General features: G+C 60.3%; 19 protein-coding genes and 2 pseudogenes. 12 read left to right on the top strand and 9 right to left on the bottom strand.

The genetic code is table 11. From position 1 onward, the window contains the following. Positions 1–18 precede the first annotated feature (18 nt). From H3L91_RS00135 to H3L91_RS00145, 3 genes are all read right to left on the bottom strand, one after another. Positions 19–687: a DNA alkylation repair protein gene (locus tag H3L91_RS00135; protein ID WP_007341328.1), complete on the bottom strand. Its 669-nt coding sequence runs from the start codon at positions 685–687 to the stop codon at positions 19–21. A 171-nt stretch (positions 688–858) separates the two neighbouring features. Next, on the bottom strand, positions 859–2154 hold the full coding sequence (locus H3L91_RS00140; protein ID WP_007341329.1) for a M16 family metallopeptidase: 1296 nt from the start codon (positions 2152–2154) through the stop codon (positions 859–861). Then, the gene (locus H3L91_RS00145; RefSeq protein WP_007341330.1) at positions 2151–3545 is read right to left on the bottom strand and encodes a M16 family metallopeptidase; all 1395 of its coding nucleotides are present in this window, start codon (positions 3543–3545) and stop codon (positions 2151–2153) included. Before H3L91_RS00145 ends, H3L91_RS00140 begins: the two co-directional genes overlap by 4 nt. 35 nt (positions 3546–3580) lie before the next feature. Between H3L91_RS00145 and H3L91_RS00150 the strand changes: the two genes are divergently transcribed. Together H3L91_RS00150 and ftsY are read left to right on the top strand one after the other, a co-directional pair. Continuing rightward, on the top strand, positions 3581–3904 hold the full coding sequence (locus H3L91_RS00150; RefSeq protein ID WP_244958468.1) for a hypothetical protein: 324 nt from the start codon (positions 3581–3583) through the stop codon (positions 3902–3904). A gap of 15 nt (positions 3905–3919) precedes the next feature. After that, positions 3920–5332: a signal recognition particle-docking protein FtsY gene (gene ftsY / locus H3L91_RS00155; RefSeq protein ID WP_007341332.1), complete on the top strand. Its 1413-nt coding sequence runs from the start codon at positions 3920–3922 to the stop codon at positions 5330–5332. Between the two features lie 280 nt (positions 5333–5612). On the opposite strand, the gene H3L91_RS00160 is transcribed toward ftsY, so the two are convergent. Then, positions 5613–6923, bottom strand: a complete 1311-nt coding sequence (locus tag H3L91_RS00160; protein WP_007341334.1) for a M23 family metallopeptidase — start codon at positions 6921–6923, stop codon at positions 5613–5615. A 170-nt stretch (positions 6924–7093) separates the two neighbouring features. On the opposite strand from H3L91_RS00160, the gene H3L91_RS00165 reads away from it, so the two are divergent. Next, positions 7094–8005, top strand: a complete 912-nt coding sequence (locus tag H3L91_RS00165) for a hypothetical protein (RefSeq protein ID WP_007341335.1) — start codon at positions 7094–7096, stop codon at positions 8003–8005. Between the two features lie 208 nt (positions 8006–8213). Beyond that, positions 8214–8717 (top strand): phosphatidylglycerophosphatase A family protein, encoded by a 504-nt coding sequence (locus tag H3L91_RS00170; protein WP_040658480.1) that lies wholly within the window; start codon positions 8214–8216, stop codon positions 8715–8717. A gap of 304 nt (positions 8718–9021) precedes the next feature. Here the strand turns inward: H3L91_RS00170 and H3L91_RS00175 are convergent, their stop codons facing one another. Next, on the bottom strand, positions 9022–9960 hold the full coding sequence (locus H3L91_RS00175) for a Dyp-type peroxidase (RefSeq protein WP_007341337.1): 939 nt from the start codon (positions 9958–9960) through the stop codon (positions 9022–9024). A 145-nt stretch (positions 9961–10105) separates the two neighbouring features. Between H3L91_RS00175 and H3L91_RS00180 the strand changes: the two genes are divergently transcribed. The 3 genes from H3L91_RS00180 to H3L91_RS00190 are packed head-to-tail and all read left to right on the top strand — an operon-like array spanning position 10106 to position 11341. Further along, positions 10106–10345 carry an RNA-binding S4 domain-containing protein gene (locus H3L91_RS00180; protein WP_007341338.1) on the top strand — a complete coding sequence of 80 codons (240 nt, stop codon included), beginning with the start codon at positions 10106–10108 and terminating at the stop codon, positions 10343–10345. Next, positions 10332–10508 (top strand): hypothetical protein, encoded by a 177-nt coding sequence (locus tag H3L91_RS00185; protein WP_007341339.1) that lies wholly within the window; start codon positions 10332–10334, stop codon positions 10506–10508. Before H3L91_RS00180 ends, H3L91_RS00185 begins: the two co-directional genes overlap by 14 nt. After that, positions 10505–11341: a PHP domain-containing protein gene (locus tag H3L91_RS00190; RefSeq protein ID WP_007341340.1), complete on the top strand. Its 837-nt coding sequence runs from the start codon at positions 10505–10507 to the stop codon at positions 11339–11341. Before H3L91_RS00185 ends, H3L91_RS00190 begins: the two co-directional genes overlap by 4 nt. 233 nt (positions 11342–11574) lie before the next feature. Here the strand turns inward: H3L91_RS00190 and H3L91_RS00195 are convergent, their stop codons facing one another. Next, complete coding sequence (locus tag H3L91_RS00195) at positions 11575–12474, bottom strand: LysR family transcriptional regulator (RefSeq protein WP_007341341.1); 900 nt, start codon at positions 12472–12474, stop codon at positions 11575–11577. 120 nt (positions 12475–12594) lie between these two features. Between H3L91_RS00195 and H3L91_RS00200 the strand changes: the two genes are divergently transcribed. Both H3L91_RS00200 and H3L91_RS00205 read left to right on the top strand, forming a co-directional pair. After that, entirely contained in the window at positions 12595–12996 is a 402-nt protein-coding gene (locus H3L91_RS00200) for a DoxX family protein (RefSeq protein ID WP_007341342.1), read from the top strand. Between the two features lie 10 nt (positions 12997–13006). Further along, positions 13007–13612 (top strand): nitroreductase family protein, encoded by a 606-nt coding sequence (locus H3L91_RS00205; protein ID WP_007341343.1) that lies wholly within the window; start codon positions 13007–13009, stop codon positions 13610–13612. A gap of 79 nt (positions 13613–13691) precedes the next feature. Here the strand turns inward: H3L91_RS00205 and H3L91_RS00210 are convergent, their stop codons facing one another. Then, complete coding sequence (locus H3L91_RS00210; protein ID WP_007341344.1) at positions 13692–13973, bottom strand: hypothetical protein; 282 nt, start codon at positions 13971–13973, stop codon at positions 13692–13694. A 146-nt stretch (positions 13974–14119) separates the two neighbouring features. On the opposite strand from H3L91_RS00210, the pseudogene H3L91_RS00215 reads away from it, so the two are divergent. The 3 genes and pseudogenes from H3L91_RS00215 to cah all read left to right on the top strand — a co-directional run. Further along, positions 14120–14683, top strand: a pseudogene (locus H3L91_RS00215) (leucyl/phenylalanyl-tRNA--protein transferase); the annotation flags it as partial. Between the two features lie 465 nt (positions 14684–15148). Then, positions 15149–15268, top strand: a pseudogene (locus tag H3L91_RS00220) (helix-turn-helix domain-containing protein); the annotation flags it as partial. A 225-nt stretch (positions 15269–15493) separates the two neighbouring features. Further along, positions 15494–16252 carry a carbonic anhydrase gene (gene cah / locus H3L91_RS00225; RefSeq protein ID WP_007341347.1) on the top strand — a complete coding sequence of 253 codons (759 nt, stop codon included), beginning with the start codon at positions 15494–15496 and terminating at the stop codon, positions 16250–16252. Positions 16253–16501: 249 nt separating this feature from the next. On the opposite strand, the gene H3L91_RS12235 is transcribed toward cah, so the two are convergent. Together H3L91_RS12235 and uvrB are read right to left on the bottom strand one after the other, a co-directional pair. Next, positions 16502–16957: a hypothetical protein gene (locus H3L91_RS12235; protein WP_244958469.1), complete on the bottom strand. Its 456-nt coding sequence runs from the start codon at positions 16955–16957 to the stop codon at positions 16502–16504. 42 nt (positions 16958–16999) lie between these two features. Then, the gene (uvrB, locus tag H3L91_RS00235; protein ID WP_007341348.1) at positions 17000–19027 is read right to left on the bottom strand and encodes an excinuclease ABC subunit UvrB; all 2028 of its coding nucleotides are present in this window, start codon (positions 19025–19027) and stop codon (positions 17000–17002) included. Positions 19028–19046 lie beyond the last annotated feature (19 nt).

The raw sequence follows: 19046 nt of genomic DNA on the forward strand, positions 1-19046 counted from the left end.
GGGATTTCAGGCAGCTTTTTAGACGACCCTCGGCGACAAATATTTCCCCGCTTCGCGCAGGCTTAGTTTGGCCATTTTGTGCCGGTGGCGGTCGATAAAATCTTGTACCCATTCGGGGTTGGTTTTGCTGTAATCGCGCAATGCCCAGCCGATGGCTTTGTTGATGAAAAATTCTGTTTGCCCCAGATTGTTGCAGATGATTGTTTCCAGCAGCACGGTGTCGGTGTGCTGTTTGCGGAGCAGTTGGTGGTCAATGGCGACGCGGCGCAGCCAGATGTTGTCGTCCGTGCTCCATGCCAATAGGACGTTGTTGACTTCAGGGTGGCGCAGGGCGATGTCGCCGACAATACGGTCGAGTACGTCGGAGCTGTCCCACCATGATTTTTCGGTAATCAGCGTCTGCAAACGCGGGATGTCTTGCGGGGTCAGGTGCTGCTGCATTTTTTTCAGATATTCGAGCGCGGCGTATTGCAGTTCGCGGTGCGGGTCGTCCCAGCAGCGGCGCACAAAATCCCAATCGACCGGCAGTTTGGCGGCGTCTTTGAAAAACGGGCGGCACAGGCGGGCAAGCTGGGGTTTGCCGGTGCCGAAATAGGCAAAGCGGTGTTTCATGTATGCCTGCATTGGCACGGCGCGTTTGGGGTTGGCGTGTTGTTGCAGGACGGCGAGCAGGGCGGGGTAGTCCATACGTTTTTCCTTTTTAAAGGAGATGGCAGATACAGCCCCAACAAAAAACCGCGTGCGTGGCTTGCGCCACACACCCTACCTCAATGGTAGAGGCCGTCTGAAAGCGCAGCTTCGGCGCAGCCAAAACCTGTTTTCGGTTTTTCAGACGGCCTCTCTGCATATCGGCGGCGGTTATTGCGCGCCGACGGTTACGGCGTTGAGTTTCTGCGGGTCGAGCCGCCGCTGCCAGGCGGCTTTGACCTGTTCGGCGGTTACGGCTTCGATTTGCTGCGTGTAGCGGTCGTAATAATCGAGCGGCAGATTGTTTACGGCGATGTTGGCGGCGAAGCCGACGGTTTTGGCGTTGGTGTCGTGGCTGAGGGGAAAGCTGCCGGTGAGGTTGTCTTTGGCCTGGCGCAGTTCGGCTTCGCTGGGGCCGTTTGCCACGAAATCGGCGATGACTTGGCGGGCGGCGGCAAGGGCGGCCTGCGCGCCGCTTTTTTTGGTGGTGAACGATACGGCGAAGGGGCCTTTGCGGGTGAGCGGGGTGTAGTGGGAGGACACGCCGTACACCAGCCCTTTTTCGTCGCGCAGGGTTTTCATCAGGCGGCTGTCGAAGCCGCCGCCGCCGAGTATGTAGTTGCCCACGGCAAGGGCGTGGCGGTCGGGGCTTTGGCGTTCGGCAAACGGCAGGCCGAGGGCGACGGCGGCCTGTTCTTTGCCGGAAAAGGGGCGGTTTTCGCTGCGGCCGGCCGGTTCGGGGGCGGGCGGGATGTCGGGCGCGGCGGCCTTTTCGGGCAGGCCGTCGAGCAGGGCGGCGGCGATTTGGCCGGCCTGCGCGCGGGTGGCGTCGCCGACGATGGCGATGTAGGCGTTGTTTTTGGCGTAACGGCTGCGGTGGTAGCGTTTGAGGGTGTCGGTGCTGATGGCGCGGATGTCGGCTTCTTCGAGGCGCGCGTCATTGGCGTAGGGGTGGCTGCCGTAGCTGAGGCGGGTCAGTTCGCGTGCGGCGACGAAGGCCGGGCTGCTGAGGTTTTGCCGCAGGGCGGTGGCGGCCTGCCCTTTCTCGCGTTCGAGTACGGCGGGGTCGAACACGGGGTGGGCGATGATTTGGTTGGCGAGTTTGAGACCGTCTGAAAGGGTTTGCGGCCGGCTGAGGGCGGCGAAGGAGACGGCGGCGTTTTCCGCGCCCGCGCTTGCGCCGATTTCCACGCCGAGGCGGTTGGCTTCGTCGCGCAGTTCGTTTTCGCCGTATTGTTCGCTGCCCGAATCGAGCATGGCGGCGGTGAAGCCGGCCGCGCCTTTTTCGCTTTCACCGGCCTGCCCCGCGCCTTTGAAGGTAACGCTGACGTTGACGATGGGCAGGCGGTGGCGTTCGACGAGGATGACGGTTGCGCCGTCGGGGGTCTGCCAGCGTTGGAATTCGGGGGCGGCCTGCGCTTGGGCGGCGGCGAGGGCGAAGAGGAAGAGGACGGGGATTCTGTTCATGGTTTCTCTGCCTTGTTGCGTTCGAAGTGGGCGGCGTTTTGGGCGGGGCGGGCGGTTTTCAGACGGCCTTTCTGCGGCTGCGCGGCGTTCTGCTGCGGCAGCACGGTGATTTCGGCGGCGGGGGCGGCGAGCAGCAGGCGGGCGGCGGCCTGCACTTGGGCGGGCGTTACCGCGAGCAGGCGGCGCAGGGTTTCGTCTTCGCTCTGCCAGCCGAAGCCGTTTTGTTCGAGTGCGCCGAGGGTGTCGGCCCGGTTGCGTACCGAGTCTTTGGCGAAGATGCGGGCGGTTTCCACGGGGACGCGCACGAGGTCGAGCTCCTGCTGCGTTACGCCCTTGACGGCGATGTCGCGGATTTCGCCCATAAGGCGGGCTTTGAGCGCGGCGGGGGTGATGCCGCCGTTGGGCATGGCGGTAACGGAAAACAGGGCGTTTTTGCGGCCGTAGTCGTTGTAGCCGGCGGAAACGGCCAGAGCCACTGCGTCGCCGCGTTGCAGTTTTTTGTCGTAACGCGCCGAGTCGGTGCCCGCGAGCACCAGCGAGAGCATGTCCAGCGCGTAGGGCGTTTCGTCGCCGATTTTTTCCGCCTTCGGCACGCGCCAGTTGATGCTGACCAGCGGCTGGGCGGTGGCGGCGGCCACTTCGGCGGACACCGGCGCGGCGGCGGCGGGACTTTCGGCCTCGTCGTTGCGCGGCGGCAGATCGCGCGCGGGGATGCCGCCGAAAATGCGTTGCGCCGTTTTGATCGTTTTCTGTGCGTCCACGTCGCCCGCGATGACCAGCATGGCGTTGTTCGGCGCGTACCACTGCCTATACCAGGCGCGCAAATCGTCGGCTTTGAGCGTGTGCAGGTCGGCCATATAGCCGATGACCGGGGCTTGGTTGAAGGGTTTGCGCCACATTTTCATATTGAGCGTTTCCCACATTTTGCCCGACGGGCTGTCGTCGGTGCGCATCCGCCGCTCCTCGCGGATCACGTCCATCTCGTTGGCGAAATCGCGGTCGCTGAAATTGAGGCCGCCCATGCGGTCGGCCTCCATGCGCAGCACCTCGTCCAAATGCCGCGACGCGATGTCGGTGGTGTACACCGTGTCCGTGCGGTTGGTGTAGGCGTTGTCGCTGCCGCCCAGCGCGGCGATGCGGCGGCTGAACTGCCCTGCCGGCACGGCTTTCGTGCCCTTGAACATCATATGTTCGAGCGCGTGGCTCAAACCCGTTTTGCCCGGGTGCTCGTCCACGCTGCCCACCCGATACCACAGCCGCACCGAAACCACCGGCGCGCGATTGTCTTCCTCCACCAGCACCTTCATGCCGTTGGGCAAGGTAGAAAGCAGCGTCTGCGCCCAGAGGGCGGGCGCGGCGGCCGCCAGCAGCAGCAACAAATAACGCGACATAAAAACCGTTTCCCTTCCGAATCCGAAAAGCCGCCATGTTAGCCGCACACAGGCCGTCTGAAAAGCGAAAAAGCCCGCCCGTCCCGCCCCGCTTGCGTTACAATCCCGCCCGATACTCCACGCCGCCAAAGGAACACAACATGTTCGGCTTCCTCGCCCGCCTGTTCAAACGCCGCCCGCAAGAGCCCGCCCAAGCCGCCCCGCCGCAGCCGCCCGCCTTCGACCTCTCCCGCTACGCCGACGAAGACGGCCTGCAAATGGACGACGGCGAACTCGGCGGCAACGTCAGCTTCGACGACGACAGCCCCCTCACCGCAGAACAAATCCAAGCCGTCTCCAAACAAACCGGCAAAAAATAACCCGCAGGAACACCCATGGCACTATTCGACTTCCTCTTCAACCGCAAAACCGACACCCCGCCCGCCCCCGCCCAAACCCCCGTTTCAGACGGCCTCCAAGACACACAGAGGCCGTCTGAAAACACGCAAGGCGGGCCAAACGCGCCCGAGCCCGCCGCCGAAACCGAGCGCGAAAAATTCCTCAACGAAATCCGCAAAACCGGCAGCAGCAGCCAGCGCAGCGGCCTCTTGCGCCCCGATGCCGAACCCGAAAGCACCGAATCCGCCGCCGTTTCAGACGGCCTGCCCGATGCAGCGGCGGCGCAGGACACCGAAAGGCCGTCTGAAAACCCGTCCGACAGCGCGGAAACCGCAGAACAACCCCCCGCCGCGTCCGTCCGCAGCGAAACCTCAGCCGAAGCAGCCGACCACGAGCCCGCAACCGAGCCCGAACAAACAGCCGAACCCGAGCCCGCCCAAAACGCAGAACAAACCGCCGAAGCAGCCCCCGAAAACCCGCCCGAGTCCCCCGAACCCACAGGCTGGGCGGCGCGCCTCAAACAAGGGCTGGGCAAATCGCGCGACAAAATGGCCAAATCCCTCGCCGGCGTGTTCGGCGGCGGCAAAATCGACGACGAGCTCTACGAAGAACTCGAAACCGTCCTCCTCACCAGCGACATGGGCATCGAAGCCACCGAACACATCATGGAAGACGTGCGCCGCCGCGTCTCCCTCAAAGGACTCTCCGACAGCGGCCAACTTCGCCGCGCCCTCAAAGAATCCCTGTACGAACTGCTCGCGCCGCTGGAACAGCCCCTCGAAATCCCCGACAACGGCCAACCCTTCGTCATCATGATGGCCGGCATCAACGGCGCGGGCAAAACCACCTCCATCGGCAAACTCGCCAAATACTTCCAGCAGCAGGGCAAAACCGTCATCCTCGCCGCCGGCGACACCTTCCGCGCCGCCGCCCGCGAACAGCTGCAAGAATGGGGCGCGCGCAACGGCGTAACCGTCGTCTCCCAGGCCAAAGGCGACTCCGCCGCCGTCTGCTACGACGCCGTAGAATCCGCCAAAGCCCGCCGCACCGACATCGTCCTCGCCGACACCGCCGGCCGCCTGCCCACCCAGCTTCATCTGATGGAAGAAATCAAAAAAGTCAAACGCGTGCTGCAAAAAGCCATGAGCGACGCCCCGCACGAAATCATCGTCGTGCTCGATGCCAACATCGGCCAAAACGCCGTCAACCAAGTCATCGCCTTCGACGACGCACTGGGCGTAACCGGCCTCATCGTAACCAAGCTCGACGGCACCGCCAAAGGCGGCGTCCTCGCCGCCCTCGCCGCCGCCCGCCCCATCCCCGTGCGCTACATCGGCGTGGGCGAAGGCATAGACGATCTGCGCCCCTTCAACGCCCGCGCCTTCGTGGACGCGCTGATCGACGGCTGATTCTGCCTGTCGGCAAAACGGCAGAGAGGCCGTCTGAAAACCAATAAAACAGGTTTTTCAGACGGCCTCTAACGTTAGGTAGCGTGTGTGGCGCAGCCACGCACGCGGTTTCGGGTTTTGGGAAAACGCGCGGATTGGTTGAAACAGTACAGACCGCGTGCGCCGCCTTGGGGCGACACACCCTACCTTAGGTTCGGCATAGCGGGATATAAATAGGCCGTCTGAAAAACCCGTAAAACAGATTTTTCAGACGGCCTCTGTGCATGTGCGCCGCTGCGGTTTAAAAAATCTGCGCCGCCGTAACGGGCAGGCCGGCGACGGCTTCCATGATGTCTTCGGTGTGCTGCCGCTGGCGCAGGAAGCGGCCCATGCTGATTTTTTCCATTTTCGGCGTGGGCAGGGCGACGGTGGCGGGGTTGACGTGCTGGCCGTTGATGCGGGCTTCGTAGTGCAGGTGCGGGCCGGTGGAGCGGCCGGAGGTGCCGACGAAGCCGATGACTTCGCCCGCCCTCACGCGCCCTGCGGCGGGGGAGAACGCGCTGAGGTGGCCGTAGATGGTTTCCACGCCGCCGCCGTGTTCCATCACGACGGCGTGGCCGTAGCCGCCTTTCCAGCCTTTGAAGGTGATGGTGCCGTCGGCGGGGGCGTAAACGGGCGTGCCGACCGGGGCGGCGTAGTCGATGCCGGTGTGCATTTTGACGGTGTGCAGGATGGGGTGGACGCGGATGCCGTAGGGCGAGGAGATGCGGGTGTAGTTTTGCAGCGGCATGTACATGAAGCCGCCGTTGGCGTTTTCGGATTTGAGCGGCTCGCCTTCGTAGTTGTAGTAGCCGCCCGTGCCGTCGCCTTTGTCGTAATAATAGGCGCGGTAGGTTTTGCCGCCTTTGACGATTTCCGCGCCGAGGATGTCGCCGCTGCCCATTTCCTGCCCGCGAAAATACATGGTGTCGTAAAGCAGGCGGATTTGGTCGCCTTCCTGCAAGCCGTCCACGTCGAACTGGTCGCGGAAGATGTCGCGCAACAGTTCGCGCAGTTCCACCCCCACGCCGGCCTGCGCCAGCGAGCCTTTGGCGGAGGTGCGCACGACCACGGACACGAGCGTGGGCAGGGTCTTCATTTCGATTTCGGAGGTGGATGCCTGCCATTTGCCTTTGATGCGGCCCAGGGCGATGAGGTTTTTTTCGCCGTTGTCGTCGTCGTTGAAAAACTGGATGGCGGCGGGGCTGCCGCTGCCGTCCATCAGCACGCTGACGGTTTGGCCGGGGTGCAGGCGCAGCAGTTTTTTGTCCGCGCCGTCTTTGCCTAGCACGGCGGCGATGTCGGCGTCGGTGAGGCCGTAGCGTTTGAGCATGGATTCGAGGGTGTCGCCTTCGTGCACGGCTTCTTCCAGCCAGTAGCTGCTTTTGCTTTCGGCAGAGGCCGTCTGAAAAGGGGGCATTTCGCGCACCACGCGGCGGCTTTGCGGCGCGGCCTCTTTCGGCGCGGTGAGGGCGGCAAGCACCGCCGTGCCGAGGATGAAAACTGCAAGACCCGCCGCGATGCGGCGGGTGTTTTTGTGCCGCCAGAGGCGGCGGGGCAAATCTTTGTCCATTTCTTTCCTGCATGGCGTTTCAAACGGCCAATATGCAAACATTTGAAACACAATGTCTTTTTTATTCAAAACCTTGTTATAGTGTACCACAAACCGTTTTTGCGCGCCCGATGCGGCGGGCAAAAGCGCGTAAAATGCCGCCCGTTTTCCGCCAACCGAATCCGCCTGCCATGAAGCTCACTTTCGCCCTGCCGCTGCCCGAGAGGCCGTCTGAAAACCTGTCCGCCGCGCCCGCGCTGGATACCGTCCTGCGTTACGCCCGCCGCACCTCTGATAAGGGCTTCGACATCCGCATGCTGTGGCGCGGCAGCCTGCGCCGCCTGCTGGCCGCCGAAGCCGGCCTGCCGCCCGATGCGCCCTGCGTGCTGGCCGCGCCGGTGAGCCAGCGGATGGGAATGAACCAGGCGCATCTGGCTTCGGGGCGGATACTCGGCATCACCCCCGCCGAAGCCGCCGCGTGGTGCGCGGGGCTGACGGAATTTTTCGCCGACGCGGGCTGGCGTTTTTATCCCTGCCGCGCCGATTTGTGGCTGCTCGCCCTGCCGCAGCCGCCGCGCTGGCAGGATGTGCCTTCGGTGTGGCAGAGCGGCGGGCAGGCCGACGGCATGGAACGCGCCGAACGCCACGCCCCCGCCGACTGGCTCGCCGCGCAAACCGAAATGCAAATGTGGCTGCACGCGCACCCGCTCAACGCCGCCCGCGCCGCGCCGGTCAACGGCGTGTGGCTGTGGGACGACACCGCAGGCGCGTCGCCCTATGATTTTGTCGCCGCAAACGCATCCTGCGCCTTCCTGCCCGATGGCCGCCCCGCCCCCGCCGCGCCGGGCGACTGGCACGCGCTGCAAACCCTGCTCGACGCGCAGCCTCAGCGCGTTTCAGACGGCCTGATCGTGCCGGATGCGCCCGAGGATGCCGACGCCTTTGCCGCGTGGGCGGCAGATGCCGACGCCCGCCTCTTCGCCCCCGCCCTGGCCGCGCTCAACAAAGGCCGTCTGAAAAAACTGGTTCTGCTCGCCGAGGGCAGCGATGCGTTCGCGCTCACGCGGTACAGCCGCTTCGCCTTCTGGCGGCGCGGCGCGTGAACGGAAACGCCGCCCGAAAACGCGCCGCAGCGGTTCAAGCGCATGGCGGGAAAGGCTATAATGCGCCTGCCGCCGCCACTGCCGTCTTTTGCCGCTGCGGCATCTGCCAAGCCACTGCAACCGCCGCGTGTGCCGCAAAAGGCCGTCTGAAAACGGCCGCCGCACGCGGGCGGGTTTTTCAAAGCATTTTTACGGAAGGAACATCGTTATGTCGCAAACACAAAACCCCGTTACCCCCACCTGGGAATGGATGACCCGCCGCCCCGTGCGCCTGCTCGGCCTGGGCTTCGGCACCGGCCTGGCCAAAAGCGCGCCCGGCACCATCGGCTCGCTGCCCGCCGTGTTCGTCGCCGGCCTGCTTTACGGCATGGGGCTGAGCCATTTCGGCCTGCTGATCCTGTCGTTCGTGCTGTTCGCCGTCGGCATCCACATCTGCAACACCGTGGGCGAAGAGCTCGGGCGCGAGGACTATCGCGGCATCGTGTGGGACGAGTTCACCGCCATGCTGATGGTGTTCGCCTGCATCCCGCAGGGCTGGGGCTGGTGGCTGCTGGGCTTTTTGGTGTTCCGCTTCTTCGACATCGTCAAACCGCAGCCGGTGAAATGGGCGGACGCGAAAGTGAAAGGCGGCCTGGGCGTGATGCTCGACGACGCCGTCGCCGCCGCCTGCACCGTGGTGGTGATCCAGCTTTTGTATTGGATTGTCGGCTGATTTGGGAAACAGAGGCCGTCTGAAAAGTGTTTTGGCTGCGCCGAAACTGCGTTTTCAGACGGCCTCTTGCCGTGCGCCGGTGCCGAATCATATGTAGGGTGTGTGGCGCAGCCACGCACGCGGTTACGGGTTTACGGGAAAACACAGATTTGTTGAAGCGGCAGAAAACGCGTGCGTCGCCTCGGGGCGACACACCCTACCTAATGCGCCGCATTTCGTTGTCGGCACGCGTGCTCACAAACAAAGGCCGTCTGAAAACCTGTTTTACGGGTTTTCAGACGGCCTTCTGCCATGCGGCGGCGGGCTATTCGGCAAATTCGTCCAGCATGTCCAAGCTTGGCACGAAGAACAGCGAGCCGGTTTGGGCGGTGCTGAAATCCAAAATGCGGTCGTGGTTGCCTGCGGGCACGCCGACGAACATGTTTTCCAGCATTTTCTGCACGGTGGAGAAGGTGTTGGCGTAGCAGATGAAGTAGGTGCCCATTTCGTTGGTGCCCGCGTGGCCGAAGGGCACGTTGTCGCGGATGACCTTGAAATCGTCGCCGACGTTGGCCAGCGCGATGTGCGAATTGCTCGGCTTCACATCGTCGTCCATTTCGATGTCATCCTGTTTGCTGCGGCCGATGACTTTTTCCTGCTCGGCAACGGGCAGTTTGCGCCAGGCCTGCATGTCGTGCAGATATTTTTGCACAAACAGGTAGCTGCCGCCCCGGTAGGCCGCGTCTTCCTCGCCCACCAGGCCGAAGAGGCGGCGTTCGGCCGGGTCGTGCGGGTTTTCCGTGCCGTCCACAAAGCCCAGAATCGAGCGGCCGTCCCAGTAGCGGAAACCGTGCACTTCCACCGCGCATTCGGCCAGCGGCAGCAGGAAGTCGGTCAGCACGGCGGCCATGTCGTAGAGCACGCTTTTCTGTTCGGCGCGCAGGTGGAAATGCAGGTCGCCGCGCGTGGATACCGCCTCGTGTCTGCCGCCTTTGACGGCGCGGAAGTCGGCCAGTTCCTTCGGCAGCGGTTTGGGCAGATCAAGGCGCAGCCAGGCTTGGTGGCCGATGCCCATCACGCAGCTCGCCGCCTGATTCGGAAAGCGGTTTTGCGCCGAATTGTTGAGGTTCTGCACGAGGCCGCACAGGTCTTTGAAACGCTCGCGCAGCGCGTCTTCGTCTTGTTTTTCACGGAAGTTCCACACCATGAAAATGGTGTTTTCGTTCGGGCCGTCCAGCACCTTTTGTGATTGGATGTCGCTCATTTTGAATGTTCCTTGGTTGAAATTTTGAAATTATGTTTCGGCAGTGCCGCCGCCATTATACGGAAACGGGCAACAGGCCGTCTGAAAGGTTTTTCAGACGGCCTTTTCGCTTACAATACGGCCTTTGCCATTTTGAAAGCGCGTGATGCAAGCCGCCGTTTATCTCGAAGACCAAGAATACATCGCCCTGTGCGATCTGTTGAAACTCGCCGCCCTCGCCCACAGCGGCGGGCAGGCCAAAGCCCTGATTGCGGAGGGCAAAGTGCGGCGCAACGGCGCGACGGAAACGCGCAAAACGGCCAAAATACGCGGCGGCGACACCATCGAATGCGGCGGCGCGGTTTTGCAGGTTTTCGACGGACACACCCCCGATGACGGCGAATAAACCCAATCGGCCGTCTGAAAAAACACCGCTGCCCGAACCCGTGCCGCCCGCAGACTGGGAATGCTGCGGCAGCGAATGCGGCGAGGCCTGCACCTTCGCCGTCTACCGCCGCGAAAAAGCCGAATACGACGCGCAACAGCAAGCCTTGAAAGGCAAACCATGATCGATCTGCACTGCCATTCCACCATTTCAGACGGCCGCCTCAGCCCCGCCGAAGTGGTGCGGCTGGCGCACGCCAACGGCTGCACCCTGCTCGCCCTCACCGACCACGACCACACCGGCGGCCTGCCCGAAGCCCGCGCCGAAGCCGCCAAACTCGGCCTGCGCCTGATTAACGGCGCGGAAATCTCGGTAACGTGGCGCGGCAGCACCATCCACATCGTCGGGCTGGATTTCGACGAACACAATGAAACGCTGCAAAACCTGCTCGCCCGAGTAAAAAAAGGCCGTCTGAAAAGATTGGCGGCCATCGCCGAAAAACTGGCAAAAAAAGGCATCGCGGGCGCATACGAAGGCGCGCTCGCGCTGGCGGCCAACAAAGAAATGGCCAGCCGCACCCATGTGGCCGAGTTCCTCATCAACGGCGGCCACGTGCGCAACAAGCAGCAGGCGTTTGCCAAATATCTGGGCGAGGGCAAATCCTGCGCCGTGCCGCACCAGTGGGCAACGCTGGAAGAATGCGTGAACGCCGTCAACGGCGCGGGCGGTTTGGCCGTCATCGCCCACCCGATGCGCTACGGCTTTTCCGCCACCGCCAAACGGCATTTGTTTGAAGAATTCAAAGCCCTCGGCGGCGCGGGCATCGAAGTGCACAGCGGCAGCTGCCAGGCCAACGACCGCCGCAACTACGCCCAACTGGCCGAACGCTACGGCCTGCTCGCCAGCGCGGGCAGCGACTTCCACCGCCCCAACGACTTCTCCGGCGGCATCCTCGGCGCGTGCCCCGCCCTGCCGGACAACTGCCGCCCCGTTTGGGAACACTTTAAGGCCGTCTGAAAAACGCAGTTTGATATGTCGGGCATAAATGCCCGACCTACGGCTTCGGCGCAGCGGGTAGGTTGGGTTGCAAACCCAACATTGGCAGGTTGCGCGGGTATTGGGTCTCGACCCAACCTACCTTACTCCCCAAAACCCAAACCGCGTGCGTGGCTGCGCCACACACCCTACATAAGCGGGAAAAGGCCGTCTAAAAGCCCAGTTTCGACGCAGCCAAAAACGAAACCGCGTTTTCAGACGGCCTCTGCATCCTGCGCGGTTTTTTCGCACAGGAAATCGATGAAGCTGCGCACTTTCGCGCTGAGGAAGGCGCGGTCGGCGTAGGCGGCGTAGAGGGTGGCGGTGAGGATGTGCCAGTCGGGCAGGATGCGCGCGAGGCGTCCGTTTGCAAAGTCGCGGCGCACCGTCCATTCGGGCAGGTAGCCGATGCCGCAGCCGGCAAGCACCATCTGGCGCACCATCAGGGTGTTGTCGGCGCGCACGGGGGCGGCGGGGGCGAGGGTGAAGCTGTCGCTACCGCGCGTGATGCGCACGCTGTCCATGTCCACATAGCTGGGCAGCACGAAGTCGAGCCGCGCGGCCTGCTGCGGGGTGGCGGGGGTGCCGTGTGCGGCGAGGTAGTCGGGGGCGGCGGCGAGGTAGAAGCGGATGTCGGAGAGCGGGCGCACAATCAGGCTGGGCGGGAGGTCGTCGGTGCTGACGCGCAGGGCGAGGTCGATGCCTTCGGCGATCAGGTCGGCCTTGCGGTTGTCGAGTATCAGGTCGAGGGCAACCTGCGGGTGGCGGCGGCGGTATTCGGCCAGCCAGCCGCTGAATACGGGGTTGGCGAACCACATGGGCATGGTGATTCTGAGTCGGCCCTGCGGGGTGTCCGCGCCGCCGGCGGCGCGTTCGGCGGCGGTGTCGAGCGTTTCGAGGGCTTGGGCGCAGCAGCGGTGGTATTGTTCGCCGGCTTCGGTAAGGTGCAGGCTGCGGCTGTTGCGTTGCAGCAGTTTGGCGCAGACCTGCTTTTCCAGATGGGAAACGTGCTTGCTGGCCATGGCGGTGGAGATGCCGAGCTTGTCGGCAGCGCGGGTGAAGCTGCCCTGGCGGACGACTTCGCGAAATACGCGCAGGCTGAACAGGGTGTCCATGAGTGTTTTTCGTTTCCTGTCGGGAAAGGTTGCGTCAATGCCGCGAGTATATATCTGCGGCGGGGCTTTATCTATAATGCCGCTCTTGTGATAATTGTTGTTATTTGAAAGGAAGCCCCTATGAATGCTTTGAACCGTTTCGCCCCCGCCGTGCTTTCCCTGCTGCGCATCGCTGCGGCCTATATGTTCCTGCTGCACGGCACCGCCAAATTTTTCTCCTTCCCCGTATCGATGGGCGGCGGCGTGCCCTCGGGCATTTATCTGGCGGCGGGCATTTTGGAAGTGGGCGGCGGCATCCTGCTGCTCTTGGGGCTGCTGACCCGCCCCGTGGCCTTTATCCTGTCCGGCCAGATGGCGGTGGCCTATTTTATGGCACACGCTTCGCAGGGCAACCCGCTGTTTCCGATTGCCAACGGCGGCGAGTCGGCCGCGCTGTTCAGCTTTGTGTTCCTGTATCTGGCCGCAGCCGGCGGCGGCGCGTGGTCGCTGGACAAACTTTTCTGCAAAAACCGTTCCGAATAAGGAGGACGATATGACTTACCAAACCCTGCAACAGGCGGCCGAAACCCGCCGTTCCGTTTACGCCTTAAACAAAAACCTGCCGCTGCCTGCGGGCGAAGTGGCCGCCATTATCGAACACGCGGTCAAACACACGCCCTCGTCGTTCAATTCGCAGTCCACCCGCGTGGTGGTGCTGTTTGGCGCGGAGCATGAAAAACTGTGGCGGTTCGCCGAAGACGCGCTGCGCGCCGTCGTGCCCGCCGGGCAGTTCGAGCAAACCGCGCAGAAGCTGGCGATGTTCAAAGCCGCCGCCGGCTCGGTGCTGTTTTTTGAAGACCAAGACGTCGTAAAAGGCTTGCAGGCGCAGTTCCCGCTGTATGCCGACAACTTCCCCGTGTGGGCAGAACACAGCAACGCCATGCACCAATACGCCGTGTGGACCACGCTGGCCGCCGCCGGCATCGGCGCGAACCTGCAACACTACAACCCGCTGATCGACGCGGCAGTCGCCCGCGAATGGAACATCCCCGCCTCGTGGACGCTGCGCGCCGAGCTGGTGTTCGGCGGCATCGCCGCAGCGGCGGGCGAAAAAGCCTATGCCCCGCTGGACGACCGCTTTAAAGTGTACGGCGCGTAAACACCCGCCGCATATCGAAAAAGGCCGTCTGAAAACCCATAAAACAGGTTTTCAGACGGCCTCTTGCATCATGCAAACCTTACTGCGCCTGCATCGAAGCAGCACCGCCGACAAAGGCGGCAATCAGCACAAAGTAAAGTACAACAACAATCAGCATGAAGATCAGCATGGCTTTGCAGAAATTGGCCTTGGTCGGATTGGTGGTGCTGCTGAATCCCCACACGCAGGCCATAATCAGGCCGATCAGCGGCAGGTTGAGGACAATCACGGTAACAATCCATTCGCCGATGCCGATAACGGGCGCGGACTGCTGGAAAGACTGCGGCTGCTGGTTCAACAGCGGGTTGGACGGCTGGTTCATAAAAAACTCCTTTAAGGTTTGAGGAAAGAAAGTGCTGCTTGCAAAAATTAACGCGATTATACAAAACGGCTGTCAATAACGCTAGCGGTTTGCAATCCTGCCCACTCGGACGGACGAAACGGCGTTTTCAGACGGCCTACAGCTTGTTTTACTGGTTTGCGCAGCACTCCCGCGCCGTGCTGTTGCCCGAGCGGCTGCACATCGGGCGTTCGCTCGCCAAAACCTTGCGCCACAAAAGCTACCGCGTCAGCGCGAATGCCCGTTTTGCCGATGTGATTGCCGCTTGCGCCCAAGTGCCGCGCCCCAAGCAAGGAGGCACTTGGATTACGCCCGATTTTCAGGCTGCCTACACCGCGCTGCACCGCATGGGGCACGCGCACAGCTTTGAATGCTGGCTGCCCGACGCAGCGGTGCAATGGCAGCTGGCAGGCGGTTTCTACGGCGTGCAAATCGGCAGCGTGTTTTACGGTGCATCCATGTTTGCCCACCGCGCCGATGCCTCCAAAATCGCCTTTGCCTGCGCCGTGCCGTTTCTGGCAGATTGCGGCATCCGCCTGATTGACTGCCAACAAGACACCGCGCATTTGGCGCGCTTTGGCTCGCAGCTGATGCCGTTTGAGGTGTTTCGGGAGTAGTTGCGGGCGTGGAATGAGGTGGCGTTGGTGCGGGAGATTGGGGGTGGGGTGGTGGCGGGGAATGAGGCAGCCTGAAAAGAGGAAAAGCCGTCTGCTGTTGGGGCGGGCGGCTTTTTCAGGCTGCATTGGTGGTGTGAGCCGTAGGCACGCACGCGGTTTTGGGGATTGAGGACGGCGTGCGTGGCAGAGCCACACACCCTACGCGGGCCACGCTTGCTTAGGTTGGGTATAACTCCGCTTGCGCCGCCCTGTAATGATGCCTCGTTACAGGGCTTTTTCATAATACAAGGTTGGGTTGCCAAACCCAACATTTCCGATTATCCGATCATGTTGGGTCTCGACCCAGCCTACGCTTGCTGAATGTACGGGTCGTTATTGAATAAGCGGTAACGCCACGCAATAGAAAAGCAGCCTGCACTTTGGAGGTTTCAAAGTGCAGACTGCTTTTTTTGGGTGTAGGGTGGGGATTTATGCCCACGCAGTTTCAGGCTGCCTCAGGGCATAGAACGCGTGGGCAACAAGTACCCACCCTACGCTTGCTTTCAATCCGAAACCCATTTCGGCAAAGCGTTTAAAAAACAATATGGGATTTCGCCGGGACAGTATCGGAAAAATGAAGCGGCAGATACCGCCGTCCTCCCCCTTTCCAACGGCATTTGAAAGGCCTTTTCCGGCAAAAGCAGCCTGCACCCCATTTCCCTCAAAAAGAATAGGGTTTATGAAAAAATGAATTCGCTTTAAGTTCATTACTCTAATCGTTTGCAGGCTGCAAACGCTTGACCGAACCATTTAATATCGCTATATTTCAATAAAAATAAATATTTACATACGACATACGCACCGCAACGCTTTTTTTCCACTCCTTAATAGATAAAGGATATTGCAATGCTCTGCTTCAACCGTACGTTACCCCGCCTGACCGCCGTCGTGCTGTCGGCGTTTACCGCTCTCTCTGCTGCCGCACACGACAGCCACACCCATTGGGGCTACACAGGACACGATTCCCCCGAAAGCTGGGGCAATCTGTCCGAAGAGTTCCGTTTGTGCTCCACCGGCAAAAACCAATCCCCCGTCAACATTACCGAAACCGTTTCCGGCAGACTGCCTACCATTCAAGTTAATTACCGTCCGAGTGCTGTGGAAGTTGAAAACAACGGCCACACCATTCAGGTTAATTATCCTGAAGGCGGCAACACCCTGACCGTGAACGGCCGCACCTACACCCTGAAACAGTTCCACTTCCACGTGCCGAGCGAAAACCAAATCAAAGGCCGCACCTTCCCGATGGAAGCCCACTTCGTCCACTTAGACGAAAACAAACAGCCTTTGGTATTGGCAGTGCTGTATGAAGCCGGCAGAACCAACAATCGCCTGTCTTCCATCTGGAACGCCATGCCGATGACGGCAGGAAAAGTGAAACTGGATCAGCCGTTTAATGCCGCATCCCTGCTGCCGCGCAACCTGCGTTACTACCGCTTCGCCGGCTCGCTGACCACGCCGCCATGCACCGAGGGCGTATCATGGTTGGTGTTGAAATCCTATGACCACATCGACCAGGCGCAAGCGGAGAAATTCACCCGCGCCGTCGGTTCGCACAATAGCCGCCCCGTACAGCCGCTGAATGCACGGGTCGTTATTGAATAAGCGGTAACGCCACGCAATAGAAAAGCAGCCTGCACTTTGGAGGTTTCAAAGTGCAGGCTGCTTTATTGGGGAATATAGGGTAGGTATTTATGCCTACAGGTGCAGGCTGCCTCAGGGCATAGAACGCGTGCGTGCGTGCCGCACACACCCTACACGTTGGTTTTAAAGTTTGTGCCGTCCGCAGGTAGGGGGTGTGGTGCAGCCACGCACGCGGTTGGTGGGGATGCAGGCTACGGCTTGCTACGCTTGCTATTTGTGGTTAATAGATTCCATGCCTTTGATAGCTTCAATAGTGTAATGATGACGTAATTGACATATTTTATATTGATGAATAACATCCAAAGACCAAGTCATTACATCTTTGCCAGCACCTCCCTTTAATTCTGGTAAATCAGGACATTCTTCCACCAACTCTTCTGGAAACTTAACAAATAACAGTCCTCCTTGAATCAACTTTTCTTTGCTAGCTTGCGAAAATGGAATGGGGGAATTTTTATCAATAATATTCACTGCCCACTGACGTAATTCTACGTTTTTATTGCTTTCAGGACTATTTAAAATATTAATAGCTATCTGAACATAATCCTTCTTTAATCCATCTTGAGAAATACTTGATTGTATCCACCAACCAACGATTGCAATAACAATTGGTGTGGCAATTGTCGAAAAGATAGAAACCCGTGTTTTTAATTCATCTGAATTCATAGTATTGTCCTTTGTTGTAATCAAATATTGATATGTTTCTTCTCACTCTGCCCCAAACAACAAATTCTCTTTAATATTCCTAATCCTATCCCTTAACACCGCCGCCTCTTCAAACTGCAAATCCCTAGCAGCCTGTTGCATGGCTTTTTCCAGTTTGGCGATTTCTTTAATCGCGTCTTCTTCATTATGGATTTCGCCGACTTTAACCTTGCTTTTGCCTTTCAGACGGCCTTTGCCGCTGTCTTCTTCGTGGTACACGCCGTCGATGATGTCTTTGACCTGTTTTTTAATCTGCTGCGGTACGATGCTGTGTTCTTCGTTGAATTTAATCTGTTTTTCGCGGCGGCGTTCGGTTTCGTCGATGGCGGCTTTCATAGAGTCGGTGATTTTGTCGGCGTACAGGATGGCGACGCCGTTCACGTTGCGCGCGGCGCGGCCTATGGTTTGAATCAGGCTGCGGTGGGAGCGCAGGAAGCCTTCTTTGTCGGCGTCGAGGATGGCGACGAGGGAGACTTCGGGGATGTCGAGACCTTCGCGCAAGAGGTTGATGCCGACGAGTACGTCAAACAGGCCGAGCCGCAAATCTCTAATGATTTCAACGCGCTCGACGGTGTCGATGTCGCTGTGCAGGTAGCGCACTTTGATGCCGAGTTCGCTGTAATAGTCGGTGAGTTGCTCCGCCATGCGTTTGGTGAGGGTGGTAACGAGTACGCGTTCGCCTTTTTGGATGCGGTCGTTGATTTCGCTCATTAAGTCATCAACTTGGGTGGCGACGGGGCGGATGATGATTTGGGGATCGACCAGCCCTGTGGGGCGGACGACTTGTTCGACCACCTGTCCGGCGTGTTCTTCTTCGTATTTGGCGGGGGTGGCGGAAACGAAGATGGTTTGCGGCATGACTTTTTCAAATTCGTGGAATTTGAGCGGACGGTTGTCGCGGGCGGAAGGCAGGCGGAAGCCGTAGTCCACGAGGTTTTGCTTGCGCGATGCGTCGCCTTTGTACATGCCGCCGATTTGGGTAACGGTAACGTGGCTTTCGTCGATGAACATGATGGCATTGTCGGGCAGGTAGTCCATCAGCGTGGGCGGCGGTTCTCCTTCTTTTTTGCCGGAGAAGTGGCGGGAATAGTTTTCGATGCCTTTGCAGAAGCCCATTTCGTAGAGCATTTCAAGGTCAAAGCGGGTGCGTTGTTCGATGCGTTGTTGCTCGACTGGGCGTTGTTCGCGGGCGAAAAATTCGATGCGTTCGCGCAGTTCTTCTTTGATGGACTCGCAGGCGCGCAATACGGTGTCGCGCGGGGTAACGTAGTGGCTGGAGGGGAAGACGGTGTAGCGGCCGACGCGCTGGTGCAGGCTGCCTGAAAGCGGGTCGAACATATCGAGGCGGTCGATTTCGTCGTCAAACAGGCTGATGCGTAAGGCGTTTTCGGAGCTTTCGGCGGGGTACACGTCAATCACGTCGCCGCGCACGCGGAAGCTGCCGCGTTTGAAGTCCAAATCGCCGCGTTCGTACTGCATGGAAACGAGCGTGGCGATGATGTCGCGCTGCTCGATGGTGTCGCCCTCTTTGACGGACAACACCATTTGTTGATATTCGGTCGGGTCGCCGATACCGTAAATGGCGGACACGGTGGCGACGATAATCACGTCGTCACGCGTCATCAGGTTTTTGGTGGCGGAAAGGCGCATCTGCTCGATGTGTTCGTTGATCGCGCTGTCTTTCTCGATGAACAAATCGCGGCTGGGCACATAGGCTTCGGGCTGGTAATAGTCGTAGTAGGAGACGAAATATTCCACCGCGTTTTCGGGGAAAAACTCGCGCATCTCGGCATAAAGCTGGGCGGCAAGGGTTTTGTTGTGCGCCATGATGATGGCGGGACGGCCGCTTTGGGCGATGACGTTCGCCATGGTGTAGGTTTTGCCTGAGCCTGTTACGCCGAGCAGGGTTTGGTAGGCAAGGCCGTCTGAAAGCCCTTCGAGCAGGCCGGCAATGGCGGTAGGCTGGTCGCCTGCGGGGGGGAAGGGCTGGTGGAGTTTGAACGGGGAGTTTTCGTATTGGATGACTTGCATTTTCGGGGTGGGCTGCGTT

This window comes from Neisseria bacilliformis (assembly GCF_014055025.1).
In the GTDB taxonomy this organism is placed as follows: Bacteria; Pseudomonadota; Gammaproteobacteria; order Burkholderiales; family Neisseriaceae; genus Neisseria; species Neisseria bacilliformis.